General features: G+C 51.8%; 24 protein-coding genes and 5 pseudogenes. 14 read left to right on the top strand and 15 right to left on the bottom strand.

Annotated features, from left to right (window positions below):
• Nucleotides 1-5 precede the first annotated feature (5 nt).
• Nucleotides 6-383: a winged helix-turn-helix transcriptional regulator gene (locus DTA24_RS09855; protein ID WP_413773788.1), complete on the top strand. Its 378-nt coding sequence runs from the start codon at nt 6-8 to the stop codon at nt 381-383.
• Nucleotides 384-509: 126 nt separating this feature from the next.
• On the opposite strand, the gene DTA24_RS28775 is transcribed toward DTA24_RS09855, so the two are convergent.
• The 7 genes and pseudogenes from DTA24_RS28775 to DTA24_RS09885 form a co-directional block, all read right to left on the bottom strand.
• Nucleotides 510-659 carry an integrase core domain-containing protein gene (locus tag DTA24_RS28775; protein WP_264756985.1) on the bottom strand — a complete coding sequence of 50 codons (150 nt, stop codon included), beginning with the start codon at nt 657-659 and terminating at the stop codon, nt 510-512.
• Nucleotides 660-703: 44 nt separating this feature from the next.
• The gene (locus DTA24_RS09860) at nt 704-1279 is read right to left on the bottom strand and encodes an IS3 family transposase (protein ID WP_264756986.1); all 576 of its coding nucleotides are present in this window, start codon (nt 1277-1279) and stop codon (nt 704-706) included.
• Nucleotides 1280-1495: 216 nt separating this feature from the next.
• A pseudogene (locus tag DTA24_RS09865) lies at nt 1496-2202 on the bottom strand (tyrosine-type recombinase/integrase); the annotation flags it as partial.
• Between the two features lie 448 nt (nt 2203-2650).
• The gene (gene galK, locus DTA24_RS09870) at nt 2651-3811 is read right to left on the bottom strand and encodes a galactokinase (protein WP_123836756.1); all 1161 of its coding nucleotides are present in this window, start codon (nt 3809-3811) and stop codon (nt 2651-2653) included.
• Between the two features lie 2 nt (nt 3812-3813).
• On the bottom strand, nt 3814-4860 hold the full coding sequence (gene galT, locus DTA24_RS09875) for a galactose-1-phosphate uridylyltransferase (protein WP_123836757.1): 1047 nt from the start codon (nt 4858-4860) through the stop codon (nt 3814-3816).
• 9 nt (nt 4861-4869) lie between these two features.
• Nucleotides 4870-5886: a UDP-glucose 4-epimerase GalE gene (gene galE, locus DTA24_RS09880; RefSeq protein WP_123836758.1), complete on the bottom strand. Its 1017-nt coding sequence runs from the start codon at nt 5884-5886 to the stop codon at nt 4870-4872.
• Nucleotides 5887-6028: 142 nt separating this feature from the next.
• On the bottom strand, nt 6029-7132 hold the full coding sequence (locus DTA24_RS09885; protein WP_123836759.1) for an ABC transporter ATP-binding protein: 1104 nt from the start codon (nt 7130-7132) through the stop codon (nt 6029-6031).
• A gap of 353 nt (nt 7133-7485) precedes the next feature.
• On the opposite strand from DTA24_RS09885, the gene DTA24_RS09890 reads away from it, so the two are divergent.
• The 6 genes from DTA24_RS09890 (at nt 7486) to DTA24_RS09915 (ending at nt 14620) form a co-directional block, all read left to right on the top strand.
• Nucleotides 7486-8718 carry a maltodextrin ABC transporter substrate-binding protein gene (locus DTA24_RS09890; protein ID WP_123836760.1) on the top strand — a complete coding sequence of 411 codons (1233 nt, stop codon included), beginning with the start codon at nt 7486-7488 and terminating at the stop codon, nt 8716-8718.
• A 56-nt stretch (nt 8719-8774) separates the two neighbouring features.
• Nucleotides 8775-10082, top strand: a complete 1308-nt coding sequence (locus DTA24_RS09895; RefSeq protein ID WP_123836761.1) for a carbohydrate ABC transporter permease — start codon at nt 8775-8777, stop codon at nt 10080-10082.
• 10 nt (nt 10083-10092) lie between these two features.
• A complete protein-coding gene (locus tag DTA24_RS09900; RefSeq protein WP_004848313.1) occupies nt 10093-10944 on the top strand; it encodes a sugar ABC transporter permease in 852 nt (283 codons plus the stop codon).
• Nucleotides 10945-10948: 4 nt separating this feature from the next.
• Complete coding sequence (locus DTA24_RS09905) at nt 10949-12151, top strand: arabinogalactan endo-beta-1,4-galactanase (RefSeq protein WP_123836762.1); 1203 nt, start codon at nt 10949-10951, stop codon at nt 12149-12151.
• Nucleotides 12152-12182: 31 nt separating this feature from the next.
• Entirely contained in the window at nt 12183-14240 is a 2058-nt protein-coding gene (locus DTA24_RS09910) for a beta-galactosidase (RefSeq protein ID WP_123836763.1), read from the top strand.
• Nucleotides 14241-14305: 65 nt separating this feature from the next.
• On the top strand, nt 14306-14620 hold the full coding sequence (locus tag DTA24_RS09915; protein WP_042944457.1) for a glucose PTS transporter subunit EIIB: 315 nt from the start codon (nt 14306-14308) through the stop codon (nt 14618-14620).
• A gap of 123 nt (nt 14621-14743) precedes the next feature.
• On the opposite strand, the gene DTA24_RS09920 is transcribed toward DTA24_RS09915, so the two are convergent.
• Nucleotides 14744-16015, bottom strand: coding sequence for a maltoporin (locus tag DTA24_RS09920; protein WP_123836764.1), 1272 nt, complete (start codon nt 16013-16015; stop codon nt 14744-14746).
• A 269-nt stretch (nt 16016-16284) separates the two neighbouring features.
• Between DTA24_RS09920 and DTA24_RS09925 the strand changes: the two genes are divergently transcribed.
• The 3 genes and pseudogenes from DTA24_RS09925 to DTA24_RS28615 all read left to right on the top strand — a co-directional run.
• Nucleotides 16285-17358: a LacI family DNA-binding transcriptional regulator gene (locus DTA24_RS09925; RefSeq protein ID WP_123836765.1), complete on the top strand. Its 1074-nt coding sequence runs from the start codon at nt 16285-16287 to the stop codon at nt 17356-17358.
• 201 nt (nt 17359-17559) lie between these two features.
• Nucleotides 17560-18785, top strand: a pseudogene (locus DTA24_RS09930) (IS3 family transposase).
• 558 nt (nt 18786-19343) lie between these two features.
• Nucleotides 19344-19415, top strand: a pseudogene (locus tag DTA24_RS28615) (integrase); the annotation flags it as partial.
• Between the two features lie 121 nt (nt 19416-19536).
• Here DTA24_RS28615 and DTA24_RS09940 read toward each other — a convergent pair.
• Entirely contained in the window at nt 19537-19746 is a 210-nt protein-coding gene (locus DTA24_RS09940; protein WP_123836766.1) for a transposase DNA-binding-containing protein, read from the bottom strand.
• A gap of 385 nt (nt 19747-20131) precedes the next feature.
• Here DTA24_RS09940 and DTA24_RS28785 point away from each other — a divergent pair, with 385 nt between their 5' ends.
• The 3 genes from DTA24_RS28785 (at nt 20132) to DTA24_RS09955 (ending at nt 22209) form a co-directional block, all read left to right on the top strand.
• On the top strand, nt 20132-20341 hold the full coding sequence (locus tag DTA24_RS28785) for a DUF1471 domain-containing protein (RefSeq protein WP_123836767.1): 210 nt from the start codon (nt 20132-20134) through the stop codon (nt 20339-20341).
• A gap of 248 nt (nt 20342-20589) precedes the next feature.
• Complete coding sequence (locus tag DTA24_RS09950; RefSeq protein ID WP_123837170.1) at nt 20590-21291, top strand: fumarylacetoacetate hydrolase family protein; 702 nt, start codon at nt 20590-20592, stop codon at nt 21289-21291.
• Entirely contained in the window at nt 21292-22209 is a 918-nt protein-coding gene (locus tag DTA24_RS09955; RefSeq protein WP_123836768.1) for a helix-turn-helix transcriptional regulator, read from the top strand. It abuts the gene before it with no gap.
• Between the two features lie 154 nt (nt 22210-22363).
• Here DTA24_RS09955 and DTA24_RS09960 read toward each other — a convergent pair whose 3' ends face one another.
• The 4 genes and pseudogenes from DTA24_RS09960 to tnpA form a co-directional block, all read right to left on the bottom strand.
• On the bottom strand, nt 22364-22630 hold the full coding sequence (locus DTA24_RS09960) for a hypothetical protein (RefSeq protein WP_123836769.1): 267 nt from the start codon (nt 22628-22630) through the stop codon (nt 22364-22366).
• Between the two features lie 264 nt (nt 22631-22894).
• Nucleotides 22895-23687: pseudogene (gene tnpC, locus DTA24_RS09965) on the bottom strand (IS66 family transposase); the annotation flags it as partial.
• Nucleotides 23683-23865: pseudogene (locus tag DTA24_RS28790) on the bottom strand (ISL3 family transposase); the annotation flags it as partial. The pseudogenes tnpC and DTA24_RS28790, both read right to left, overlap by 5 nt.
• 199 nt (nt 23866-24064) lie before the next feature.
• A complete protein-coding gene (gene tnpA / locus DTA24_RS09975; protein ID WP_123836770.1) occupies nt 24065-24649 on the bottom strand; it encodes an IS66-like element accessory protein TnpA in 585 nt (194 codons plus the stop codon).
• On the opposite strand from tnpA, the gene DTA24_RS09980 reads away from it, so the two are divergent.
• Entirely contained in the window at nt 24642-24872 is a 231-nt protein-coding gene (locus DTA24_RS09980; protein ID WP_123836771.1) for a hypothetical protein, read from the top strand. The two genes, tnpA and DTA24_RS09980, sit on opposite strands and share 8 nt — an antisense overlap.
• A 136-nt stretch (nt 24873-25008) precedes the next feature.
• Here the strand turns inward: DTA24_RS09980 and DTA24_RS09985 are convergent, their stop codons facing one another.
• Together DTA24_RS09985 and DTA24_RS09990 are read right to left on the bottom strand one after the other, a co-directional pair.
• On the bottom strand, nt 25009-25404 hold the full coding sequence (locus tag DTA24_RS09985; RefSeq protein ID WP_123836772.1) for an ester cyclase: 396 nt from the start codon (nt 25402-25404) through the stop codon (nt 25009-25011).
• 81 nt (nt 25405-25485) lie between these two features.
• Nucleotides 25486-25842, bottom strand: coding sequence for a DUF1304 domain-containing protein (locus DTA24_RS09990; RefSeq protein ID WP_123837171.1), 357 nt, complete (start codon nt 25840-25842; stop codon nt 25486-25488).
• Nucleotides 25843-25861 lie beyond the last annotated feature (19 nt).

Genomic DNA, 25861 nt, shown 5'->3' on the forward strand with positions numbered 1-25861 from the left:
TCGTTATGAATAACATGCCGTTACCTTACAGTGTTTACGATGACCGTTGTCCCACACGGGATGTGCTTGCACGGCTGGCCGACAAATGGGCGTTACTCATTCTTGGTCGTCTGGAGCGCGGACCGGCGCGTTTCAATGCTCTGCGGCGTGATATCCGGGGCATTACCCAGAAGATGTTGACCCAGACACTGCGCAAACTGGAAAAGGATGGACTGGTTTCACGTGAGGCTTACGCAACTGTGCCGGCGACGGTGGAGTACAGCCTGACCCCTCTGGGCCAGACTTTGACCGATACTGTTACGGTAGTCGCTCGGTGGGTGGAAAACAACATGGATGCCATGCTTGCAGCGCAGGCTGCCTGGGATGCAACTAATTCGGGGTGAGCAATAAACTTCTCTGGAATTACTCAAACTTTAAATCCCCGTAGCGCCGGATAACTGACAGAACTCGAAAGGAGCATTCGGCGATGACTATTTATTTAAGTGTACTTGCAGGTGAGGAAATCGTGCCTACTTTAACCCACCGTTGTAATGGTGAGGCCTGACGCTGTTGTAGTAATTCAGGATATAGGCGCTAATTTGTCGCCGGGCTTCGTCCTTGCCTGCGTAACCATCCGTCGGCATCCATTCTGTTTTCAGACGGCGGAAGAAGAGTTCCATCGGGCTGTTATCCCAGCAGTTTCCTCGGCGACTGACGCTTTGGTTTATTCTGTAACGCTAGAGAAGTTGTTGATATTTAGGCCTGTATACTGGCTACCTTGGTCGCTAAGGAACATGACATCACGCGGTTGACCACGCGTTTCACAGGCCATCCGCAGGGCACTGCTTATCAGTGCGGTATCTGCTTCCGCTGACAGACTCCAGCCGATAACCCTGCGGGCAAAAAGATCCATAACGACCGCCAGATAGCACCAGCGATTTCCTGCCCAGATATACGTAATGTCTCCGCACCATACCCGGTCTGGCTCGGGCACAGCGAACTGACGCTCAAGCAGGTTCAGCAGGCAGGTATGCGCCTGACGGGCATTTTTGTACTGATGTTTTCCGGGCTGACAACTGCTCAGGTTCAAGTATTTCATCAGACGCCCGGCATGGTAACGGCTCATCGGGACGCCATTTTGGACCAGCATCTCAGCTATAGTGCGCACCCCCGCAGAGCCCCGGCTCTGGTTCCACGCCCGTCGTATTTCGCTGTACAGCCTGACACGCGCCGGATTAACCGTATCGCGTCGTTTTAGCCAGTACCGGTAACCAGCTCTCAAGAGTGGTAGACCCGACATTCCTCGCTTCACCGGCTTGTCGATATGAGTAGCCCTTATCAACAATCAGCTGTGCACATTCCAGTCTGAACTCAGAGGTGAACGTACGTTTGGTTTTCTTGTTCATTAAGTCACCTGTTGTGTGTTGAGGTGAGGATATCACCTTTAATCAGGTGGCCAAATTTACTGTGCCACTACAGCTTCCAGATGCTCAGCCTTATGAATGTATGCCTAAGCCAGACGCATGGTGTTGCGCTCCTGAGGGCTCATCTGGCGCTCCACCGCTTCCTGCGACCATAAGCCTGATCCCATCAGGGCGCTACATGCCATCGCCTGGAAGCCGTGAATGCAGATATCCTGATAAGTGTCATAACTCATCAGGCGAAGCACCTTATTGACCGTGTTTTCACACACCGGTCCTTACGGATTATGGTCTCCAGGAAACACCAGTTCATGGTCTCCGGATATTTCCTTAATCCGTTCCAGAATGCCGATGGACTGTTCTGACAGAGGCACAATATGCGGCGTACGCATTTTGGCACCGCGATTGCAATAACGCCCCCACAATGGGTTCCCGTGTCGAGGGTATTACCCAGACCCGGTTTCTTAACTCAATCTCTGACCAGCGGGCGAAGCGCAGTTCACTGGAGCGAATGAACACATGCAGCGCCAGCAGGACGGCAAACCGGGTTAACTCGCGCCCCTGCTGATAACCTTCGATCTGCCCGGGAAGGCGTTCCAGCGGCAGAGCTGTATGGTAGTATCTGACGGGCGGCGTTGTCACTTCGCCAAGACCGGCTGCCGGGTTGCTGCCGCGGGCGGGACGTGACTTCCTGTAAGCCTTTTTCATCAATGCGTTTCAGCAGGTCGATGAAATGACGGGATTTAAGTTTTGACACGAACGGATATCAGATAACCGGAAAGATGTGGTTGTTCAAGTTGGCAAAATCCTGGACAAGAACGTCAAGCATGATAAAAAATACGACAACTTAATTGAAAGTTATATCCCTATATTTCATTTTATAGGTACAATTTTACCTGATCTAAATCCATTTTTGAATAGTTCCTTCTACAAGGCCTGTGAATAAATTATGTCATTTTTACCCGCTCCCCAAAATAGTTTAAACAATGTTTTGGCAAAATGCCTATAGGGATCCTCAACGATTAAAATTCGCCAATTAAATTACTATGAGGATACCCTTATAGTTGACTTTTTTGAGTGGTTTTCACCCCAGAAGTCCGTGGTAATCAGCGACAACCAGTGGGAACAGAATTCCCTTTTGTAATGCGTATTTCCCTATAATAATAAAAGCAACTGATGAAGTAAGGTGTGGCATAATTAAGTACAGCTATTCAGTTGCTTTTATTATTAATGGTCTTGCAAGCTGCAAGCTAAAAAGTTTTTATATGTTGACAGGCACCATCAGAAGGTTTACAGACGTAGGAGGTCTCTTTAATTCCCGTATTCGCTTCGTATTCTTTATTTACCTTGTGAAGCACATTCGCAACCAACTCTTCCGGTATCACCGCCACAATGCAACCTCCGAAGCCGCCTCCAGTCATACGCACGCCACCTTTATCGCCAATCGCCTCCTTCACAATCTCAACCAGTGTGTCGATCTGCGGTACGGTAATTTCAAAGTCATCGCGCATGGAAGCGTGAGACTCAGCCATCAGTTTACCCATCCGTTGCAGATCGCCTTTCTCCAGCGCATCAGCGGCCTCGACGGTGCGAATGTTCTCCGTCAGTACGTGGCGCACGCGTTTTGCAACGACAGGATCCAGCTCGTTCGCCACCGCGTTAAATTCGTCCAGCTTAACGTCACGCAGCGCAGGCTTCTGGAAGAATCGCGCCCCGGTTTCGCACTGTTCGCGGCGGGTATTGTATTCACTGCCCACCAGCGTACGCTTGAAGTTACTGTTAATAATAACCACCGCCACGCCTTTCGGCATTGAAACCAGTTTGGTGCCGAGCGTTCGACAGTCAAGCAGCAGGGCATGATCTTTTTTGCCCAGCGCGGAAATAAGCTGATCCATTATGCCGCAGTTACAGCCCACAAACTGGTTTTCCGCTTCCTGACCGTTCAGGGCGATTTGCGCACCGTCCAGCGGCAGATGATAAAGTTGCTGGAAGACGGTACCGACTGCGATTTCCAGTGAGGCGGAAGAGCTGAGGCCCGCGCCCTGCGGAACGTCGCCGCTGATAACCAAATCCGCGCCGCCAAAACTGGCGTTACGCCGCTGAAGGTGTTTTACCACGCCGCGGACGTAGTTGGACCACTGCTGCTTTTCATGCGTCACAATCGGCGCATCCAGCGAAAATTTGTCAACCTGATTGTCGTAATCAGCGGCGATAACGCGCACGGTTCGATCGGAACGCGCTGCACAGCTGATCACCGTCTGATAATCAATTGCGCAGGGCAGCACAAAACCGTCGTTATAATCAGTGTGTTCGCCAATCAGATTGACGCGGCCCGGTGCCTGAATAACGTGGGTAGCAGGGTAGCCGAATGTTTCAGCAAACAGAGACTGTGTTTTTTCTTTCAGACTCATTGTTATTCTCCGGATTCGCGAAAATGGACGTCGCTGACCGCACGCAGGCGTTCGGCGGCTTGTTCTGCGGTAAGATCGCGCTGGGTTTCCGCCAGCATTTCGTAGCCAACCATAAACTTACGCACGGTGGCAGAGCGCAGCAGCGGCGGATAAAAGTGGGCGTGTAACTGCCAGTGTTGATTTTCTTCGCCGTTAAACGGCGCGCCGTGCCAGCCCATCGAGTAGGGGAAAGAGCACTGGAACAGATTGTCGTAGCGGCTGGTGAGTTTCTTAAGCGCCAGCGCCAGATCCTGACGCTGCTCGTCGGTTAAATCAGTGATCCGCAATACATGTGCCTTAGGCAGCAGTAACGTTTCGAACGGCCATGCGGCCCAGTAGGGCACCACCGCCAGCCAGTGCTCTGTTTCCACTACAGTGCGGCTGCCGTCCGCCAGTTCGCGCTGAACATAGTCGACCAGCATCGGCGAGTGTTGTTCGGCAAAGTAACTTTTTTGCAGGCGATCTTCACGCTCGATTTCATTAGGCAGGAAGCTGTTGGCCCAAACCTGACCGTGCGGGTGCGGGTTGGAGCAGCCCATTGCCGCGCCTTTATTTTCAAACACCTGTACCCAGGGATAGTCTTTCCCCAGTTCCGCCGTTTGCTGCTGCCAGGTTTTAACGATTTCCGCCAGCGCGTCGACGGTTAATTCCGGTAGCGTTTTGCTGTGGTCAGGTGAGAAGCAGATCACCCGGCTGGTACCGCGCGCGCTCTGACAACGCATCAGCGGATCGTCGCTCTCCGGTGCGTCGGGCGTGTCGGTCATCAGCGCGGCGAAATCGTTAGTAAAAACGTAGGTGCCTTTGTAGTCCGGATTCTTGTCGCCGGTAACACGGGTATTGCCGGGGCAGAGAAAACAGTCCGGATCGTGCTCAGGCAGCGTTTGCTGCGAAGGCGTTTCCTGCGCCCCCTGCCAGGGGCGTTTCGCACGATGCGGTGAAACCAGGATCCATTGCCCGGTTAACGGGTTATAGCGGCGATGCGGATGATCGACCGGGTTAAATTGTGTCATCACTGTTCCTTAGTCTGAATAGCCTTGCGGATGGCGAGACTGCCAGTGCCAGGTGTCCTGCGCCATTTGATCAAGGGTGCGGGAAACGCGCCAGTCCAGCTCTTTATCTGCCTTGCTGGCATCAGCCCAGTAGGCCGGAAGGTCGCCATCACGACGCGGGGAGAAATGGTAATTGACCGGTTTACCACAGGCTTTGCTGAAGGCGTTAACTACATCCAGCACGCTGCTACCCACGCCTGCGCCCAGGTTGTAGATATGTACGCCGGGTTTATCCGCCAGTTTCTGCATTGCCGCGACGTGGCCGTCGGCCAGGTCCATGACGTGAATATAATCGCGTACCCCGGTGCCGTCTTCGGTCGGGTAATCGTTACCGAAGATAGCCAGCGATTCGCGGCGACCCACGGCAACCTGCGCGATATACGGCATCAGGTTATTCGGGATACCCTGTGGATCTTCGCCCATATCGCCCGACGGATGCGCGCCGACCGGGTTAAAGTAACGCAGCAGGGCGATGCTCCAGTCCGGCTGGGCTTTTTGCAGATCGGTAAGGATCTGCTCGACCATCAGCTTGCTTTTGCCGTAAGGGCTTTGCGGCGTGCCGGTCGGGAAACTTTCAACGTAAGGGATTTTTGGCTGGTCGCCATAGACGGTTGCAGAGGAGCTAAAAATGAAGTTTTTAACGTTGGCTGAGCGCATGGCCGAAATCAGACGCAGCGTGCCGTTAACGTTGTTATCATAGTACTCCAGCGGCTTAGCCACGGATTCACCGACCGCTTTCAGACCGGCAAAGTGGATCACCGCGTCGATACTGTGATCGTGCAGAATTTCCGTCATCAGCGCTTCGTTACGGATATCGCCTTCGACAAAGGTCGGATGTTTGCCGCTAAGACGTTCGATAACCGGCATTACGCTACGTTTGCTGTTACACAAATTGTCCAGGATGATCACATCATGCCCGTTTTGGAGCAACTGCAAACTGGTATGACTACCAATGTACCCGCTACCACCTGTAACCAATACTAACATTATAAGCTCCAAAAAAAGTGGTTACTTAATAATATATCTATAAGATATTAATTTTTGAACATTTGTCATTCCTAATAAATGTTGCTTAAGGCCACGTTGAAAAAAATACCATTTAAGGAATTCCTAAAATAGAGCAGTTCAATTATTCGAGGGCAATTATATCTGCACTAATACGCTGATTCTTTTCATCAAACACTATGCAGTAGCGATCGTCGAATGCCACATTGATTTTCTGCCAGGGATGGAAATGAATGTCGCCGGGCAGCAGAATTTTGACGTTATCGTGGCCGTAGCACTGGCCGAACAGATAGGTGTTGTTACCCAGTCTCTCCACGACTTCACATTGAAACTCAACTACGGTGCCGATATTCACATCGGTTGAGAGATGTTCTGGGCGAATACCGAGGGTAACGGCAGCGCCGGGCTGCAGCGGCGATGTGGTGATATTGAGTGTCAGATTATGATCTTGCGCCATCTTCACGCTAAGCTGGCCCGGCTGCCATGCGGTGACCGTCGCGGGCAGGAAGTTCATTTTCGGCGAACCGATAAATCCCGCAACGAACTTATTGACCGGGTTGTAATACAGCGACATCGGCGAACCCATCTGCTCAACTTTGCCGTAGTTCATCACCACGATTTTATCGGCCAGCGTCATCGCTTCAACCTGATCGTGGGTGACATAAACCATGGTGGTTTTGAGTTCATGATGCAGTTTAGCAATATGCAGGCGCATCTCAACGCGCAGCTCGGCATCCAGGTTGGAGAGGGGTTCATCAAACATAAATACCCGTGGATTACGCACGATGGCGCGACCGATCGCCACGCGCTGGCGCTGGCCGCCGGAAAGCTGCTTAGGTTTGCGATCCAGCAGATGAGAGAGCTGCAGCGTTTTCGCTACCATTTCAACCTGGCGGCGAATTTCATCTTTTGGCACTTTATTCACCTTCAGGCCATAGCCCATATTTTCCGCTACCGTCATATGCGGGTAGAGCGCATAGGACTGGAACACCATGGCGACGCCGCGATGGGCAGGAACGACATCATTCATCACCTCATCGCCAATAAGCACTTCACCTTCGCTCACCTCTTCGAGACCGGCAATCATTCGCAGTAGCGTCGATTTGCCGCAGCCTGACGGACCGACGAAAACCGCAAACTCGCCATCTTCAATATCAAGATTTACCTGATGCAGCGTCACTGTACTGCCGAACCGTTTGGTGACATTCCTCAGTCGTATATTGGACATCAACACTCCCCGGGTTAGTAGCCGTTTTTGCCGTTGGGATTTGGGCTGTGACGCATTGTTTGTATAACGTGTAACAATTCAGCCTGGCGATGCTCAACGACACTAAAATCATGCAGTGACTATAACTTCCAGAGTTTTAGCGCCCTATATCGATGTTTCATTTCTGCAATCACGATCACACAACTGGCAGCTTTCAGTAGTTTTGTCAGCATTCAAAGCGTACCGTATAACAAATCAGAAATAACGGCATATTTGTTTATGAATCACCGTTTATCAGTTAACGGAAAGATCCTCGGAAGTCATATTGCCCAATAAAAACCATTAAATTGTTATACCTTCACATGAGGTTGGTAATGAAAAAGAACACTCTTGCTGCACTGATCCTTACTACTCTGACTGCCGGCCAGCTGGTTAGCCTGCAGGCGCTCGCGGCCGGACAGCTCAACGTCTGGGAAGACATCAAAAAATCCGACGGCATTAAGGCCGCGGTAAGCGATTTTGAAAAGCAGTTCAACGTTAAGGTGAACATGCAGGAAATGCCGTACGCCCAGCAGCTGGAAAAGCTGCGCCTTGATGGCCCGGCGGGCATTGGCCCGGACGTGCTGGTGATCCCTAATGACCAGCTAGGCGGTGCGGTCGTCCAGGGACTGCTGTCTCCCCTGACGCTGGACCCGGCGAAGCAGGAGGCCTTTACGCCGGCGTCAATCAACGCGTTCCATATGGATAACGTGCTTTACGGCGTACCGAAATCGGTGGAAACCCTGGTGCTGATTTACAACAAAGACCTGATCGATAAGCCGCTGGATAGCCTGCAGGACTGGTTCGACTATTCGAAGCAGCAGCGCGAAGAGGGTAAGTACGGCCTGCTGGCGAAGTTTGACCAGATCTATTACAGCTGGGGCGCTATTGGCCCAATGGGCGGCTATATCTTTGGCAAAAACGACAAAGGCGGCTTCAACCCGCAGGATGTCGGCCTGAATAAGCCAGGCGCGGTGGAAGCGGTGACTTTCCTGAAAAAATTCTACACCGACAAGGTCTTCCCGGCGGGGATCCTCGGCGATAACGGGCTGAACGCCATCGACTCGCTGTTCACCGAGAAGAAAGCGGCTGCGGTGATTAACGGCCCGTGGGCCTTCCAGCCGTATGAAGCGGCAGGCATTCATTATGGCGTCGCACCTTTGCCGACGCTGCCGGATGGCAAACCGATGAGCTCCTTCCTCGGCGTGAAGGGCTATGTCGTCTCGACGTGGAGTAAAGATAAAGCGCTGGCGCAGCAGTTTATCGAGTTCATCAACCAGCCGCAGTACGTGAAAGCGCGTTATGTCGCCACCGGAGAAATCCCGCCGCTGAAGGCCATGATTGACGATCCGCTGATTAAGAATGACGAAAAGGCCAGCGCGGTGGCGGTGCAGTCAGCGCGGGCGACGGCGATGCCCGGGATCCCGGAAATGGGCGAAGTATGGGGCCCGGCGAACGCCGCGCTCGAGCTTAGCCTGACCGGTAAACAGGAGCCGAAGGCGGCGCTCGATAACGCTGAAAAGCAGATCAAGATGCAGATCGAAGCCATGCAGGCCAGCAATCAATAATCCGGTGATTTAACAGGACGGGAGGGCCGTCCTCCCGTTTTCAGAAGGAGTCGTGTGTGATTATCAATCCCAGCGAAAATATTGCCGAAGCGCGCGGCGCAGGACGCCATGCGTGGTGCGGCCTGTTGCTGGCTATCGTGCCGGGTTTTGGGCAGTTTTATCACCGCCAGTGGCTGAAGGGGATTGTCTTCCTGGTGCTGCTGAGCAGTTTTATGAGCATTTTCTATGACTTTCTCAGCGAAGGCCTGTGGGGGTTATATACCTTAGGCGAGGAAGTTCCGCGGGATAACTCTATTTTCCTGCTGGCGGAAGGGATAATCAGCGTACTGATTATCGTATTCGGTTTGTTGGTCTATTTCCTCTCGCTGCGCGATGCCTGGGTTAACGGCAAAAAGCGCGATGAAGGCATGGCGCTGAATAGCGTACGCAAGCAGTATCAGATGCTGCTCAGCGAGGGTTTCCCGTATCTGATGATCACGCCCGGCTTCATACTGCTGGTGTTTGTGGTCATCTTCCCGATCCTGTTTGGTTTTGCTATCGCCTTTACTAACTACAACCTTTATCACACGCCGCCGGCGAAACTGGTGGATTGGGTGGGATTCAAAAACTTCATCAATATCTTCACATTATCCATCTGGCGCTCGACCTTCTTTGACGTACTGCAGTGGACGGTGGTGTGGACGCTGCTGGCGACGACCCTGCAATGTACCGTCGGCGTGCTGCTGGCGATTCTGGTCAACCAGAAAGATCTGCGCTTTAAGCCGATGATCCGCACAATTTTCATTCTGCCGTGGGCGGTGCCGGGCTTCGTGACGATTCTGGTTTTTGCCGGCATGTTCAATGATTCATTCGGGGTGATTAACAACGCCATTTTGTCCTTCTTTGGCATCACGCCGAAGGCCTGGCTGACCGACCCGTTCTGGACTAAAACGGCGCTGATCATGATGCAAACCTGGCTGGGCTTTCCGTTTGTTTTCGCCATGACCACCGGCGTCCTGCAGGCGATCCCGGACGATCTGTATGAAGCGGCCACCATGGATGGCGCCAGCGCTTTTACCCGCCTGCGGACCATTACTCTGCCGCTGGTGCTCTACTCCATTGCGCCGATCATCATTACTCAGTACACCTTCAATTTTAACAACTTCAATATCATCTACCTGTTCAATAACGGCGGACCGGCGGTAGCCGGGTCGAATGCCGGCGGTACGGATATTCTGGTGTCGTGGATCTACAAATTAACGATGTCGTCTTCGCAATACGCCATCGCGGCCACCATCACGATTCTGCTGTCGATTTTTGTCGTCGGCCTGGCGTTGTGGCAGTTCCGCGCCACGAAATCCTTCAAAAACGACGACATGGCGTAAGGGAAGCAACATGGCTAAATCACCGAGTATTAAACGCGAAAAGTGGATTCGCCTGTCTCTCACCTGGCTGGTGGTCCTCTTTGTATCGACGATTATTATATACCCGCTGGTCTGGACGGTAGGGGCGTCTCTGAACGCCGGGAACAGTCTGCTGAGTACGTCGATTATTCCTGAAAACCTGTCGTTCCAGCATTACGCGGATCTGTTTAACGGCAATGTGAATTATCTCACCTGGTACTGGAACTCGATGAAAATCAGCTTCATGACCATGGCGTTGACCTTAATCAGCGTGAGCTTCACGGCCTATGCGTTCTCCCGGTTTCGTTTCAAAGGGCGGCAGAACGGGCTGATGCTGTTTCTGCTGCTGCAGATGATCCCACAGTTCTCGGCGCTGATTGCGATCTTTGTTCTCTCTCAGCTGCTGGGACTGATCAACAGTCATCTGGCGCTGGTGCTGATCTACGTTGGCGGCATGATCCCGATGAATACCTGGCTCATGAAGGGGTATCTGGACGCGATCCCCAAAGATCTGGATGAATCCGCGCGGATGGATGGCGCCAGCAGCTTCCGCATCTTTATCGAAATCATCATGCCGCTGTCGAAACCTATTCTGGCGGTGGTGGCGCTGTTTTCATTTACCGGCCCGCTGGGGGATTTCATCCTCTCCAGCACCATTTTGCGTACCCCGGATAAATACACGCTGCCGATTGGCCTGTATAACCTGGTGGCGCAGAAAATGGGCGCCAGCTACACCACCTACGCGGCGGGCGCGGTGCTGATTGCCGTCCCGGTGGCGATTCTCTATCTGGCGCTACAAAAATACTTTGTTTCCGGCCTCACCTCAGGCAGTACAAAAGGATAACCCCATGAAAAGATTAACACCCGCGTGGCTTGCTGTTTCTCTGGCATGCTGTTTTTCCGCCGGTACGCTGGCGGCAGATGCGCTGCAAACGAAGGCGTTTAGCAATATGCCCGCTGATTTTATTAAAGGCGCGGATATCTCCACGCTGCTGGACGCGGAAAAGCACGGCGCGAAGTTCTTTAACCACAACAATCAGCCGCAGGATCCGATCGCGATTCTGAAGGCCGACGGCGTGAACTATGTTCGCCTGCGCCTGTGGGTGGATCCAAAAGACGCCCAGGGTCAGCGTTACGGCGGCGGCGATAACGATCTGGCGGCGACGCTGGCGCTGGCGAAGCGCGCAAAAGCGCAGGGTATGAAGCTGCTGCTTGATTTTCACTACAGCGATTTCTGGACCGATCCGGGCAAGCAGTTCAAGCCGAAGGCCTGGGAGAAAATGGATTATCCGCAGCTGAAAACCACCATCCACGACTACACCCGGGACACGATTGCCCGCTTTAAACAGGAGGGCGTGCTGCCGGATATGGTCCAGATCGGCAACGAAATCAACGGCGGTATGTTGTGGCCGGAAGGCAAAAGCTGGGGGCAGGGCGGCGGTGAATTCGATCGCCTGGCGGGGCTGCTTAACGCCGCCATTGACGGCCTGAAGGAAAACCTCACCGGCGGCGAGCAGATTAAAATCATGCTCCATCTGGCTGAAGGGACCAAAAATGACACCTTCCGCTGGTGGTTTGATGAAATCAGCAAACGCAACGTGCCTTATGACATTATCGGCCTGTCGATGTACACCTACTGGAATGGTCCGATTAGCGCGCTGAAAGCCAATATGGATGATATCAGCAAGCGCTATAACAAAGATGTGATAGTGGTGGAAGCCGCTTACGCCTATACCCTGGAAAACTGCGACAACGCCGAAAATAGTTTCCAGGCGAAAGAGGAAAAGGATGGCGGTTATCCTGCCACCGTACAGGGGCAATATAATTATATTCACGACTTAATGCAGGCCGTTGCGGACGTACCGGACCACCGTGGTAAAGGTATTTTTTATTGGGAGCCGACGTGGATTGCCGTACCGGGAAATACCTGGGCGACGCCTGCCGGAATGAAATATATCCACGACGAGGGGAAAGAGGGGAATGCCCGGGAAAATCAGGCGCTGTTTGATTGCCAGGGAAAAGCATTGCCGTCGATGAAGGTATTCAATTAATTATTCAGCTTTACACTTCAGGATGTTTATTATGAAAAAATTTGCGCCTCTGAGTCCGAAGGTCAATGCGCTATTGCATGGCGCCGACTATAACCCGGAGCAGTGGGAAAACTATCCCGATATTATCGATAAAGATATTGCCATGATGCAGCAGGCAAAATGTAATGTCATGTCGGTAGGGATATTTAGCTGGGCGAAACTTGAACCTCAGGAAGGCGTATTTGAGTTTGGCTGGCTGGACAGTATCCTGGATAAACTCTATGCCGCCGGCATTCATGTCTTTCTCGCGACCCCAAGCGGCGCGCGCCCGGCCTGGATGTCGCAGAAATATCCTCAGGTCCTGCGCGTCGGTCGCGATCGGGTGCCTGCGCTGCACGGTGGACGTCATAATCACTGTATGTCGTCGCCGGTCTACCGTGATAAAACCCAGAAAATAAATTCCCTGCTGGCGGAGCGCTACTCGCAGCATCCGGCGGTGCTGGGCTGGCATATCTCCAACGAATACGGCGGAGAGTGCCACTGCAGCCTGTGCCAGGAGCGTTTCCGAGACTGGCTGAAAGCGCGTTATGAAACGCTGGATAATCTCAATCACGCCTGGTGGAGCACCTTCTGGAGCCACACCTACAGCGACTGGTCGCAGATCGAATCTCCGGCCCCGCAGGGGGAAGTCTCCATTCATGGTCTGAACCTGGACTGGCATCGCTTCAATACCGCTCAGGTGACGGACTTCTGCCGTCACGAAATTGCGCCGCTGAAAGCGGCGAATGCTGCGCTGCCGGTGACCACCAACTTCATGGAGTATTTCTACGATTACGACTACTGGCAGCTGGCGCAGGTGCTGGACTTTATCTCATGGGACAGCTACCCCATGTGGCACCGTGATAAAGATGAAACCACGCTGGCCTGCTACACCGCCATGTATCATGACATGATGCGCAGCCTGAAGGGCGGCAAACCGTTTGTGTTAATGGAATCCACCCCGAGCGCGACCAACTGGCAGCCGACCAGTAAGCTGAAGAAACCGGGAATGCATATTCTCTCTTCCCTGCAGGCGGTAGCGCACGGCGCGGATTCGGTGCAGTACTTCCAGTGGCGTAAGAGCCGCGGTTCGGTTGAGAAGTTTCATGGCGCGATTATCGATCATGTCGGTCATCTGGATACGCGCGTGGGCCGTGAAGTGACGGCGCTCGGCGAGATGCTAAGCCAGCTGCCGGGCGTCGTGGGCTGCCGGACGGATGCGAAAGTGGCGATTATCTTCGACCAGCAAAACCGCTGGGCGCTGGATGATGCACAGGGGCCGCGAAATCTCGGCATGGAGTATGAAAATACCGTCAACGAACATTACCGTCCGTTCTGGGAACAGGGGATTGCGGTAGATATCATCGATGCCGATGTTGACCTGAGCGCTTATCAACTGGTTATTGCCCCGATGCTGTATATGGTTCGCGACGGCTTTGCCGAACGCGCCGAGGCCTTTGTGGCCAACGGTGGTCATTTAGTGACAACATACTGGACAGGCATAGTGAACGAGTCCGACCTTTGCCATCTCGGCGGTTTCCCGGGCCCGCTGCGTAAACTGCTGGGCATTTGGGCGGAAGAGATTGACTGCCTGAACGACGGCGAACGCAACCTGGTACAGGGGCTGGCGGGCAATGAAGGGGGCCTGCAGGGACCGTATCAGGTACGCCATCTGTGTGAACTGATCCATGCCGAAACGGCACAGCCGCTGGCGACCTACCGCGATGATTTTTACGCGGGAAGACCGGCGGTTACCGTCAATCATGTGGGTAAAGGTAAGGCCTGGCACGTCGCTTCGCGCAACGATCTGGCTTTCCAGCGGAACTTCTTCACCGCCATAAGTAAAGAGCTGTCGCTGCCGCGTGCGGTGGCGGCCAATTTCCCGCCGGGCGTGGTGGCGACCGCACGGACGGACGGTGAGACCACCTACGTGTTCCTGCAAAACTACAGCGCGCAGCAGCAGCAGGTGGCCTTACCGCAGGGCTATCAGGACAGCCTCACCGGCACGGCACTGAACGCGCCGTTGACCTTAAAAGCGTGGGATTGCCGCATTCTCAGCCGTCACGCGTAATTTTTCTCTATTCACGCCTGCTCTCAAGAGCAGGCGTTTTTTTATCTGCTTAGCAGGAGTCTATTATGGTGAGTTTAAAATCCTTTCTGAATTACTTCTCCCAGTCTCGTCCGGCGGTAACGTTAAGCCCTGCGGAACAACAACAGATTGAACGTTTAATTCAGGCTTTTGGCGGCGAGGCGAATATTATCAACGTTGACGCCTGTATCACCCGCTTACGCGTCACGGTGAATAATCTGTCGATTGTTGACTCTCAGGGGCTACAGCAGCAGGGAGCGCTTGGCGTTATTATTCTTGGACAGCAGGTGCATGCTATTTTCGGTAAACAGTCGGATGCTTTGCGTCAATTACTTGACGAACACTTTGCCAGCCGTAAATAAAATAAAACGGGATAACGCAATAATGGGTTATCCCGAAAAGAAAACAAAGCATTCAATGGCAATAATCATTACCGGAGGGTAATTAACGACCGTACAGCTGGAGATAAAACAGTTAAATGACGGCTACCACCAGGCCTCGATCTGTACACCAAAGTTCCACGTATTATTGGCAGTTTGATCTTCGAACGGTTTACCGTTTTCAGAGTCATTCAGATACGAAGCGAAAATGCGCAGTTCCGGGCGAGACATAAAGTCAGGGCCATCGGCCAGGCCCAGCGCGATGGTATATTTCTCACCGGCCTGCTTATAATCAGTATTGTTCTTGTAGCTATCTTTTTGGTAAAAGCCGCCCACTTCGCCAATCAGGCGCACGTATTCGGTGAACTGATACTGCCCGCGAGCCACCAGCGACAGCATGCGCGTTTTATCCGTGTAATCGGTGATGTTGTCCGCAGAGCCCCAGGTGAGAACGTGGTTAATGGAGAACTTTTCGGTAATCGGAATTAAACCGGTATTAATCACGCGGTATCCGGTGGCGTCATTGACGTAGTTATACATGTCGTACCAGCCGCCGCCCTGGGAAACCATGTTCTGCGCAAGTCCTTTAGTCGCATACTGGAGGACTGTTTTATTCGATCCTCCGAGCATATTCTGACTGATTTCACCGGTCAGCATGACACCGTTTTCAGCATCATACAGGCCGCCGTAAGAATCCTGCTTTTTGGTGGTGTTAGGCATCGCGTAGTCGATACCAAATTCGGTCCACGACCCGGCCCAAGGCTTCCAGCCTGCGTAGCGCAGGTCAAGGTAGTTAATGTTGACGTCACTTTTACCATCGATACGGCTATCAACATCATTGGCATCGCCGCGGATCCAGGCAAATGAAACGGCCCCCGGGCCGAGCGTATAGTTTTCGATCCCGGCACCGGATCCGGAAATGTTCCAGTATTTGGTATCAATGATGTGGAGATCGTGGCGCTGGTAGTAGCGTTTACCGCCCCAAATGACCGCGTTCGGATCGCCGGGGACCAGCCCTTTGATTTGCAGGTTGAGCTGGCGCAGGCCGAATTGGGCATCATCATCGAGCGTGGTTTCGTTATCGTTAGAACCGTCAGAGACCATGCTGACCATGCTATCAAGATAGAAGCTCACGTCATTCTTCTTATAGACCTCTGATCCCAGCTCCAGCTCGCCGTAGGTATCGGACTCGTTACCCAGACGGCCAATTTTGTTTTTTTGCCATTCGGCCTGACTACCGTCGCCGGAGACCCCAACCCCGGCGCGCATATAGCCATGAAAATCGATACCCGGAAGCGTGGCGGAAGCAGCAAACACGGATGGTGAAATCAGCGCAGCGGCCAACGCAGCGGAGAGTGTGCGCAGCGTAGTGTTCATGTCTATCCTCTTATTGTTTTGTATTACGTTCACATATCAGGTGTCATAAAATGCCTAAACCAGAATTCAGGCAATTTAATGATCGCTATATTGTGATTAACTGCAAATAAATTGGCGTGTTTTGTTACGACTAGTGAGTCTATTCACAATTTGTTGTATTGTGAGCGTAATACTTTTTGTGATGATTGTGGTTCGGGGGACGCGGCGATGAGCGTTTTTTCACATTGCCCCTGTTACAATCTAGGGATAACAACATAAGGAACCGGACTATGAAGTCTAAAAGCGCGACCTTAGAAGACGTTGCTCGCCATGCGGGCGTCTCCTATCAGACCGTGTCCAGGGTACTCAACAAATCTGCTAATGTATCCAAAGCCACACGCAGCAAGGTGGAGAAATCCATCGAGGCGCTGCGCTATGTCCCAAACCGCCTGGCGCAGCAGCTGGTAGGAAAGCAAAGCCGCACCGTGGGCCTGGTCACCATCTCCCTCGCATTGCACGCGCCTTCTCAGGTGGCTGCTGCGGTAAAACGCTATGCGAATGTGGAAGGCTATCAGGTTCTCATCTCTATGATCGATGAGAGCGTAAACCAAAGTATTCAAGATTCCATTAATGAACTTAAGTCTCAGCTGGTAGATAAGGTCATCATCAACGTGCCGCTGGAGACTGAACTGGCTCAAAAAATTGCCGCTGATAACGATGATATCGTCTGTCTGTTTTTAGATGTTGACCCCTACAGCTCCGTGTTTAACGTTTCGTTTAACCCGGCTGACGGCACCCGGGCCAGCGTCAAATATCTCTATGAAATGGGGCATCGGGAGATCGCGCTGCTAGCCGGCCCGGAAAGCTCGGTATCGGCCAAACTGCGTCTGAAAAGCTGGATTGAGACCCTTGAGGGATATGGCCTGCAGCCGGTCACGGTGATTCGCGGTAACTGGGATGCGCAGAGCGGCTATGCCGGCGCGCTGCAAATGCTGCGGGAGACGCCAAACTTTACCGCCGTTCTGGTGGGTAACGATCAGATGGCGCTGGGCGTACTGAGCGCGTTTCACCAGCACCAGGTGCCGATTCCGGGGGAAAAATCGGTTATTGGTTATGATGACACCTATGAGAGTTCGTTCTTTTACCCGGCACTCACCACCGTTTCGCTGGATCTTGATTTACAAGGAAAAGAGGCCGTCCGGCGCCTTCTCGATAGCGGCGATCACGAGACATCTCATACTTCTTCTATCCTTCCGGCCCGTCTGATCGTGCGCCATTCAAGCGGTGCCAGATCCGAAAGAGGTAAAGATTTACAGATAATCGCGCAACAGTTACATAGAATTGCGTATAACTTAATTCGTTGATCATGTCGGTAACATAATCAGTCAAGCGGGACGAGGGCTGATATGGTAACCGGTTGACTACATTTTTTCGCTATGTAGCTGTGATATCCGTCATCGTATTCCCATAATCTGTGAACATAGAGTAGAGTGGCCCTATAAATCTCCAGACAGTTGGTTTCACTTAAGTTAGTGATAGTCTAAAAACTAGTCGTTGGAGTCCGAATGATTGATGTTTTAGGTCCAGAGAAGCATAGACGGCGCAGTGTTCAGGAAAAAACGCCATTGTTAAGCAGAGCTTTGAGCCCGGAATGACCGTGTAGCTGGTCCCCCGTCAGCATGGGATTGCTGCCAGTCAGTTGTTCCTGTGGCGTAAGCAGTATCAGGAAGGCAGTCTCACAGCCGTTGCCGCAGGATAACAGGCTGTGCCCGCGTCGAAGCGGGCATCTGCGATGAAGCAAATTAAAGAGCAGCAGCGCCTGCTGGGCAAGAAAACCATAGAAAACGAGTTGCTGAAAGAAGCCGTTGAATACGGCCGACAAAAAAATTGATAGCGCACGTGCCCCTGTTGCCGGAGGATGGCGAATACCCCTTGTTAGTCGTTGCCTCCGGGTCTCACGCGCACAACTGCATGACATGGCCCGTCGGACGAAGGACTGGCAGGATCGTCGGTGCAAGCGCAAGCCTGATGATACTGAAGCCTTGGCCTGTATCCATACTGTTATCGGCGATCTGCCCACCTATATTTATCGTCGGGTATGGACACTGCTGCGTAGACAATCAGAAAATGACGACATGCTGGTGCTCAATGCCAAACGCGTATACCGCATCATTTGTCACAATGCGCTACTGCTTGTGCGTAAACCGGCAATACCGCCATCGAAGCGGGTGCATACAGGGAAAGTGTCCGTTGGAGAAAGTAACCAGCGGTGGTGCTTTGACGGTTTCGAGTTCCGCTGTGATAACGGTCAAAAAATGCGTGTAACGTTCGCACTTGAGTACTGCGATAGTGAAGCCCTGCACTGGGCGGCTAGTACCGGTGGATATAACAGTGAAACCGTGCAGGACGTCAGGGTGGGGCGGTGGAGCGCTGCTTCTGCAGCAATGTACCGGTCTCACCCGTTGAGTGGCCTACAAACAACGGTTCAGCCTACGGTTCTCATCAGACGCGTCAGTTCGCCAGAATGGTAGTGCTTGAGCCGAAACATACGTTAGTACCCAGTTCGGAAAGCAACAGGATGGCGGAGAGCTTCGTGAAAACGATGAAGTGCGATTATATCAGCATAATGAGGAAGCCCGACGGGTCAATAGCGATAAAGAACCTTGCGGAGGCCTTCGAACATTACGACTAATGGCATCCGCATAGTGCACTGGGATATCGTTCGCAATGGGAATATCTGCGGCGGCGAACCAGTAATGGATTAAGTGATAAAAAGTGTATGGAAATATAGGGGCCAATCCATGTCGATGCTCAATTTAAGCTTGGTTTAATATACGAAACGGTGAGGGAGTGAGTCAGAATTATCAACAGGCAAAGGCTTGGCATGAAAAGGTTGCTGATCAAAACGATGCGTAGGTGCAGTTTGATATTGGTGTGATGAATGAACGGGGGGAAGGGAAACAACAACATATAGCAATTAAGACCTTGGTTTGGGCTGGCATGCAAGAATGGCCTAAGGAAGTTTGCGAACGTAATGAAAATAACTGAAATGGTTGTATTGTGAATTATTTTTCATATCTAAATTTTATTTTATCTTTATGATTTACTTTTGCCTTTCAGATATTAAAAGTATAACCTGAGGAAAGGGGGTAGTTGATATACAAAACATGAGTGCAATTAATAATGGATTTCTTAATGATCTTATTTTGCTAAACAATCTATACAAATTTTTCTGACGTTATCTTTTATGCTCTTATATTCTAATGCATAATATGCAAGCGGGTATGCTACAGAATCAATCGTAAGATCCGCTACAATATAAGGGATATAGGGATATAAGAATGAAATATCCCTGAATAACCTGAAGCCGGAAGAATACCGGCTGATGGCTGAAACCCCGGAAATCTCAAAAAGTGCGTAGAACTAAAACGGGTGCGCTTACAGTAGCCGAATGTAGTGGTATCCTGAAGCAGTAGAATCGTCTCATCTTGCAGCGCATGTATCATTTGACTGGTAGCCTCGGAATGTCCCTGCGGCAGGTGCTACTCATCAATCCTGTCGCTGGAAAGGAACCGGTAAGCGGCTTTTGTCGCTGCATTATCTTGGCAGGCAAAAGGAAGGCTATTTCCCATTCCCCGCCAAAGTTTTTGCATGAGACGGTTAAAACGACTGGCATGACGGCGATCGCTAAAAACAGAAGCATTAATTTCCTCGTCGAGCCATGTAAGCGAAGCCTGTTCCTGCTTAACCATTCAATCATCCCTGAAAGTAATTCATCCGGCTATCATGATGATTACCTTAATATAATTGTGAGTAGTTGCAAGATGGGACGACGCTTACTGACATAACGCTACCTTTGACTTATCTTCCGGTTCAAGCTCATCCATACCTTTGAGGCAGAATTCTGCCCTGTCAGATGGATAAGGCACTTCGTCGCTTACAGACAATACCTGCAGCAGGCAATCATAGGGTCCTGAACGATGATGACATCTGTCAGGTATATCGGTAAAACCTGTTCTGTATTTCTGAATGACTTGAACAGATCGTTTGTATTTCCATGCTGGGTTTTTACTCTTATTATCTACCACCTCAGGGCAAATCAGCCCGGTGTATATAAATGAACTCAGGTATATGACCATGAAATCCATCAAAAATTTAGTTATTGTTGCTGTTTTATCCGTAATGTCTTCCGGAGCTTTTGCGCAGAGTATAACAGCCTGCGCTTCCACTATTGACAGCGCTGAAGCCCTGATTGCTGCCCAGGCAAAAAAATCAGGCGCTTCATACAAAATCACTGAGTCGAGCTTTAATAATGGCGTCCATATGACGGCGGAGCTGACTAAATAAAATATATTCCGGGGAAATGGCCGGACGAACTGACAGAAGATTTGGGGCATCCTCTCCCCGGGAAAAATTCTTCAGTTCCCGGCCCCTTTTAGTGTTGCTGACATATGAGACCCATGACGCAACTCTTAACAACAGATGAACGCGGTGTGATAGCTATCATTGATTTGTACATTGATGCCCGGAAATTTTACAGTTTTTTCTGCTCACGGCGGAGCATACTATGACTGTTTAAAATAAGGAGCGATATGATGACTCAGTATGTGATCACCCCCCCTGTTCAGCCTTCGGTCGCCGTACACGGTAGCACGGCCCGGTTCCCGGTCCGGCGTGTCTTTTGCGTGGGGCGCAACTATGCCGAGCATGCCCGAGAGATGGGGCATGATCCGAGCCGGGAACCCCCTTTCTTTTTTTCTAAACCCGCGGATGCGGTCGTCCCGGCCAGGGATATTATTCCTTATCCGCCCCTCACCCAGGAACTGCACCACGAAGTCGAACTGGTGGTGGCTATAAGTAAAGCCGGAGTGAATATCCGACCGGAAGATGCTCTTGAGCATGTCTGGGGATATGGCGTGGGGATCGACCTGACTCGTCGTGACCTTCAGGCCCGGGCCAAAAAAGCGGGACGCCCCTGGGACTGGGCGAAAGGGTTTGATTCATCGGCGCCCTGTTCTCCCTTATATTCTGTACAGGACACCGGGCATGTCAGTCGGGGCAGCATCTGGCTAAGCGTCAACGGTGTGGCTCGTCAGGAGGGCGATCTTTCCGGACAAATCTGGCAGGTAGCAGAAATCATTTCCCATCTTTCCACCGCAGTCCGGCTGTCACCGGGTGATCTTATACTTACCGGTACCCCATCAGGAGTGGGTGTTCTGTTCCCCGGGGATCGTGTTGAGGCGGGGATAGATGGTGTGGCGAAGGTCTCGTTTGTAATAGGCGCAGAGGCGGGCTGAATGGCGGCCAGTAAATCCGGTCAAACGCCGGTCTTTTGTATGGAGCAACGAAGTGACCGTCCGGACTTCTATATCCGCGACCACATGGTCCGCCCCGCGCTGACCATGTTTCACCGGCATGACTACTTTCAGATACAGATTAATCTGGAAGGGGATACATGGCATTATATCGGTGCCATCAAAAAACCTTTTCCGCAATACAGCATAAGTTTTGTACTGCCTAACCAGGTGCACAGGGTGGAACACCCTCCGGCGGGACGGTTTTTTGTCATCAATTTTTCCCGGAAATTTCTGCTGCCACAGCTGCAGTGCGGTGATCTTGAGCTGTCTGAGGTTTCCCTGCAGGATTATCCTGAGCTGATACCCTTTGTATTGCAGGAGCAACTGGACTTTGTTCTCAGCTCTGCTGAATTTGATTTGGTCTCTGAAATTACGAACAAAATGTTCATATGGAGCAGTCCGCGACGTTTTGCGTCAGGGATGATGCTGCGGGCTGAACTGCTGCGCCTGCTGGCTTATGTCTGCCAGCTGTTCTCCCGTGATATTGAGGACGTTCTGCTGATGCAGAAACCTGGTAGCCTGCAAAAGCGGGCCCTCCGCAGAATTGTTGATCATATACAGAAAAACATTAGTGATCCGGCCTTATCATTAAATAGTGTTTCCCGGGATGTTTTTATTACACCGAACCATGTCACTCACGTGCTAAAAAAAGAAACGGGCTACACATTTACACAACTGGTGAGGGCAGAGCGGATGCGCAAGGCCAGGCAGGAACTGGTATCCACCGATAAGTCCCTCAAAGAAATTGCCATGTTATGTGGGTTCAGTAATGAATCGTACTTCTCCAGGTGTTTCAGGAAACTCACAGGCTATGCGCCAGGCAGATACCGCAGGTTTTTTTGTGGAAAAAGTGGCTGATGTTAACGATGTATATGCGCAAGGGGGGCAAATACAGGGTGTGCTGCGCTCAGTTAAGCCATGTGGACAGGAAGTTCACATGGCCTCTCAGGTCAGCAAGGAAGCAGACGATTATCAGTGAGATGAATGCATTTTACGAAAATGCAAGCCATGGCTAGTGAAGCCGTTTTTGTTTTGCGGCGCTACATGCTGCCGGGCGGAGTGAATAAAGATATTCATACAGCAGAAGCATTCCCACCCGATTATCATCGAGATGCTCGAAGTCAACATGTATTTTATCAACGAGATAAGCCCTGAATGCCTGCACCGTCATTCCCTTGTGACTTGCCATGGCCTGACAAAGCTGGCGTATTATTTCACATTTTATGGTGTAGGGGATTTCAGGGTTATAAATCTCAGGAATGGAATGAGTCTGGTTCATAGTACCACCTTCCTGTAATGCTACATTCACGGTTACGAAAATGACGTAAACACGCCATTCGCTAAATTATATAGCAGGTCATGGCGATGAATTCAACGATAATGATTATCATTTATTTTTTGTGGTTATTGCCGGGCTACTGTTTTGTATATTAATGACAACTATTTCCGGTCAAGAGTAATTGTATGGCCCAAATATTGAAACATTTGTAAGCGCACAGTGAAGGACGTAGGGTAAAAATTAGTTTACATAGAGGGTGACGTTCTAGGGCAGCAGTTCTTTCACGCGGTTGGCGGGCCAGGTGTTGATGACTCTGAACACATGGCGCAGCCTGGCTTCCGGCTCGATGCCGTTAAGTTTGCAGCTACCGATCATGCTGTACATCACTGCCGCACTGTCACCACCACCATTAGAGCCGAAGAACATGTAGTTACGGCGCCCCAGCGCAACCACCCGGAGGGAGTTTTCACACAGGTTATTGTCGATCTCCACCCAGCCATTGCGGCAGTATTCGTTCAGTGCATCCCATTGCTTCAGCAGGTATGCGAACGCTTTTGCCGTATCTGAGTGACGCGACAGCATGCCCGTTTGCTGCTGTATACAGTCGTACAGCGACTGCATCAGCGGTACTGTTTTGGCTTTTCTGACCGCCAGCCGTTCTTCTGCCAGACTGCCGCGGATCTCAGACTCGACAGCATACAGCGCACCGATACGACTGAGCGCTTCTGTCGTTACTGTCGTTGGATGGCGGACATGTACATCGTGGATCTTGCGTCGGGCATGCGGCATACAGGCCGCTTTCGTAAAGAGCATTGTAACCGGCGTACGCATCGGCCTGCAGGATACCGCTGTAGTCCGCCAGATGTCGCTGTGGGTGGCGTCCTTTGCGGTAGGGTGAGTATGAGAACCACACTGCTGCCGGCATGGTTGAGCTGGCGTTGCGATCGTCACGAACATAGACCCACACCCGCCCGGTACGGGTTTTACCCTGACCGGGCTCCAGTACATTCACCGGCGTGTCGTCGGCATGCACTTTACACGGCATCAGCACATATTCGCCGTCGCCGACAACTATGAACAGAATTGCTGCGAGCAAGGCACTCAGGACATGATGCCGTTTTACGCGTGGCGCGGAGATGGAGGGTTATTCCATAAGTACCAGTAATTTGTCGGCAGGTTTGCCACCCTCGCGGTAGCTGTAAAAGTGTCTTAAGTGAGGCCATTTTGTTATCCATAACTTAAAACAGCTTAGATCCTTGTTAACTTAAAAGTTTCATCAATTTTTGTCTACCCAAGTTGCGGAAGACCCAATATTAGACCGTCGGTGGAGATGTAAGTGGATCACTTTTTACCCGTAGTTGACAGGCAGAGTTATCATCGGGGATCGCCTTTCAACTCACCAAGTAATACTCGCAGCAGAGCCGGAGTCATAGTTCAGTGTAGTTTTATCGTTCCACCTGGCAGCTCCACTTCGCAACAGGGTACATCAACAAGCGATGGTTCTGTCAGAGGAGCTGGAGCGACTGGGGGGGGCACGATACTCACCGGTAGCAGTTCGGCTGGCAGGTTATCCCTGCGATTCAGTTTTCCATGTTTATACTGGTGGCGCCAGTTAAACAGCAGATTGTCATTAATACCGTGTTCGCGGGCAAGACGTGCCACGTTGGTATCAGGTTGCATCGACAGTTCCACAAGATGCAGTTTGAACTCCATGGAGAAATTAGGTAGCCGGCGCTTTTCGGGTATTTCTCTGGTGGGAATCGGTTCGTATTGTTGGCTTTTCCCGGGGTAGAGAAGCCGTTCAAGTTGCGCAGGTGATAAGTGTTCGGGAACGGGCCAGTTCAGACCTGAGCGTGCAAAGCGCCGGAACAGGCTCTGCAGGGTGGTTCTGGAAATGCTGAATCTTTTACTTATCTGTTTCCCATGAACTTTTTTATCAAAGCGAAGATGCGGAGCTTCGTTAATCCATGCCCGATTATTCAATGTTCTGTGTCCATTATCCGGAGAAATAGTGGACATTATCGTTACCCGGATGAGTCAGCTTATCCAGACGTCCTTGGTGGTGCGCTTACCGTTGAACGCGTTCGTCAAAGCCACGTTCTATATCAAACCGAATAAAGCCAAGCGCGCGGAGGCGACGCCCTTTGCCAGGGGTTATATCAAGTTCTGGGGATACCCCATGCTGATTGCCGATTCATCCCAGGAAGCACTGCTGATCGCGGAAGATGTGCTGCGAAAGTGAGAAGTGAAAAACTTCGCCCAGAGAGGCTTCCTGTCAGGCTCGCGGCCATGGATGTGCGTCTCATCCTGGCCACCTTTAGGTCACATTCTTGGTCTGTAGGGCATCCCCTTGCTCACAGGACAGGGCGTCCCGCTGGTCACTCTTTTTCCATGCGCTCGAAATGCCAGGTTGCGACGATCCGACCGTTCTCCAGGCGGTGCATGTCCATGCCATAAAGCGTCGTTGGTGCGCCGCTGGGCTGCCATTCGCCTAACGGCTGGACATGACGACCGGTCATGGTGATCCGGCAGACGACGAGATCGTCCTGTGCGACGATGGCGTCACGGGTAATGCTGAAGTTCTCGAAGGCCCGATGGAAGTCCTGCACGCCTCCCTTGAAGCCTTGCGGGGTGTTCTCGTGCCCCGGGTCGGCGGGATGGTTGATCCATTCCGGAGCGAGGATATTGTCGAACGCGTCCAGATCCCGACGGTTGAACGCCTCATAGAATTCGATCACGAGCGCGGTGTTGTTGTCTTGCGTCAAATTCGTCATGTTTATTACCTCTGAAGTTGCTCTCGATCTGGAGTGCCATGGGCTGTAGTAGGGTATCCGCAATCGTTCTTGCAAGCACGTTTATTTTCCCGCTAGGAGTGCGGCCAGTGCAATTGCAGCCGGCAGCGCCTGAACGAACAGAATCTTTCGACTCGCGGTCAGCGCGCCAAATATTCCGGCTACCACGACACAGACGAGGAAGAACAGTTTGAAGGCATGGCCGACATCCCTTGGAAGGGTCAGGCCGCACACCAGCCCCGCTACGATGAAGCCATTGTAAAGCCCCTGGTTGGCCGCCAGACGCCAGCTTTGCAAGGCAAACTCCCTGCTCATGTCGAAGGCACGCAGGCCCGCCGGTTTTTCCCACAGCAGCATTTCCAGCACGACAATGTATACATGGATGAGCCCGACCGCGGCGACGAGGGTGTTGGACAGCATATGGTTCATGTTCCTCTGT

This window comes from Klebsiella sp. P1CD1, assembly GCF_003790505.1.
GTDB lineage: Bacteria > Pseudomonadota > Gammaproteobacteria > Enterobacterales > Enterobacteriaceae > Klebsiella > Klebsiella variicola.

Bases quoted from the DNA above. Each gene is read 5' to 3' on its own strand.
- DTA24_RS09910 (WP_123836763.1), top strand. From the start codon at position 12,183: ATGAAAAAATTTGCGCCTCTGAGTCCGAAGGTCAATGCGCTATTGCAT.
- DTA24_RS28775 (WP_264756985.1), bottom strand. From the start codon at position 659: ATGGAACTCTTCTTCCGCCGTCTGAAAACAGAATGGATGCCGACGGAT.
- DTA24_RS09985 (WP_123836772.1), bottom strand. From the start codon at position 25,404: ATGACGAATTTGACGCAAGACAACAACACCGCGCTCGTGATCGAATTC.
- DTA24_RS09920 (WP_123836764.1), bottom strand. From the start codon at position 16,015: ATGAACACTACGCTGCGCACACTCTCCGCTGCGTTGGCCGCTGCGCTG.
- galK (WP_123836756.1), bottom strand. From the start codon at position 3,811: ATGAGTCTGAAAGAAAAAACACAGTCTCTGTTTGCTGAAACATTCGGC.
- DTA24_RS09940 (WP_123836766.1), bottom strand. From the start codon at position 19,746: ATGGTTAAGCAGGAACAGGCTTCGCTTACATGGCTCGACGAGGAAATT.
- DTA24_RS09885 (WP_123836759.1), bottom strand. From the start codon at position 7,132: ATGTCCAATATACGACTGAGGAATGTCACCAAACGGTTCGGCAGTACA.
- tnpA (WP_123836770.1), bottom strand. From the start codon at position 24,649: ATGTCCACTATTTCTCCGGATAATGGACACAGAACATTGAATAATCGG.
- DTA24_RS09925 (WP_123836765.1), top strand. From the start codon at position 16,285: ATGAAGTCTAAAAGCGCGACCTTAGAAGACGTTGCTCGCCATGCGGGC.
- DTA24_RS09915 (WP_042944457.1), top strand. From the start codon at position 14,306: ATGGTGAGTTTAAAATCCTTTCTGAATTACTTCTCCCAGTCTCGTCCG.
- DTA24_RS09900 (WP_004848313.1), top strand. From the start codon at position 10,093: ATGGCTAAATCACCGAGTATTAAACGCGAAAAGTGGATTCGCCTGTCT.
- DTA24_RS09955 (WP_123836768.1), top strand. From the start codon at position 21,292: ATGGCGGCCAGTAAATCCGGTCAAACGCCGGTCTTTTGTATGGAGCAA.
- galT (WP_123836757.1), bottom strand. From the start codon at position 4,860: ATGACACAATTTAACCCGGTCGATCATCCGCATCGCCGCTATAACCCG.
- DTA24_RS09860 (WP_264756986.1), bottom strand. From the start codon at position 1,279: ATGTCGGGTCTACCACTCTTGAGAGCTGGTTACCGGTACTGGCTAAAA.
- galE (WP_123836758.1), bottom strand. From the start codon at position 5,886: ATGTTAGTATTGGTTACAGGTGGTAGCGGGTACATTGGTAGTCATACC.
- DTA24_RS09855 (WP_413773788.1), top strand. From the start codon at position 6: ATGAATAACATGCCGTTACCTTACAGTGTTTACGATGACCGTTGTCCC.
- DTA24_RS09960 (WP_123836769.1), bottom strand. From the start codon at position 22,630: ATGAACCAGACTCATTCCATTCCTGAGATTTATAACCCTGAAATCCCC.
- DTA24_RS09950 (WP_123837170.1), top strand. From the start codon at position 20,590: ATGACTCAGTATGTGATCACCCCCCCTGTTCAGCCTTCGGTCGCCGTA.
- DTA24_RS28785 (WP_123836767.1), top strand. From the start codon at position 20,132: ATGAAATCCATCAAAAATTTAGTTATTGTTGCTGTTTTATCCGTAATG.
- DTA24_RS09990 (WP_123837171.1), bottom strand. From the start codon at position 25,842: ATGCTGTCCAACACCCTCGTCGCCGCGGTCGGGCTCATCCATGTATAC.
- DTA24_RS09905 (WP_123836762.1), top strand. From the start codon at position 10,949: ATGAAAAGATTAACACCCGCGTGGCTTGCTGTTTCTCTGGCATGCTGT.
- DTA24_RS09890 (WP_123836760.1), top strand. From the start codon at position 7,486: ATGAAAAAGAACACTCTTGCTGCACTGATCCTTACTACTCTGACTGCC.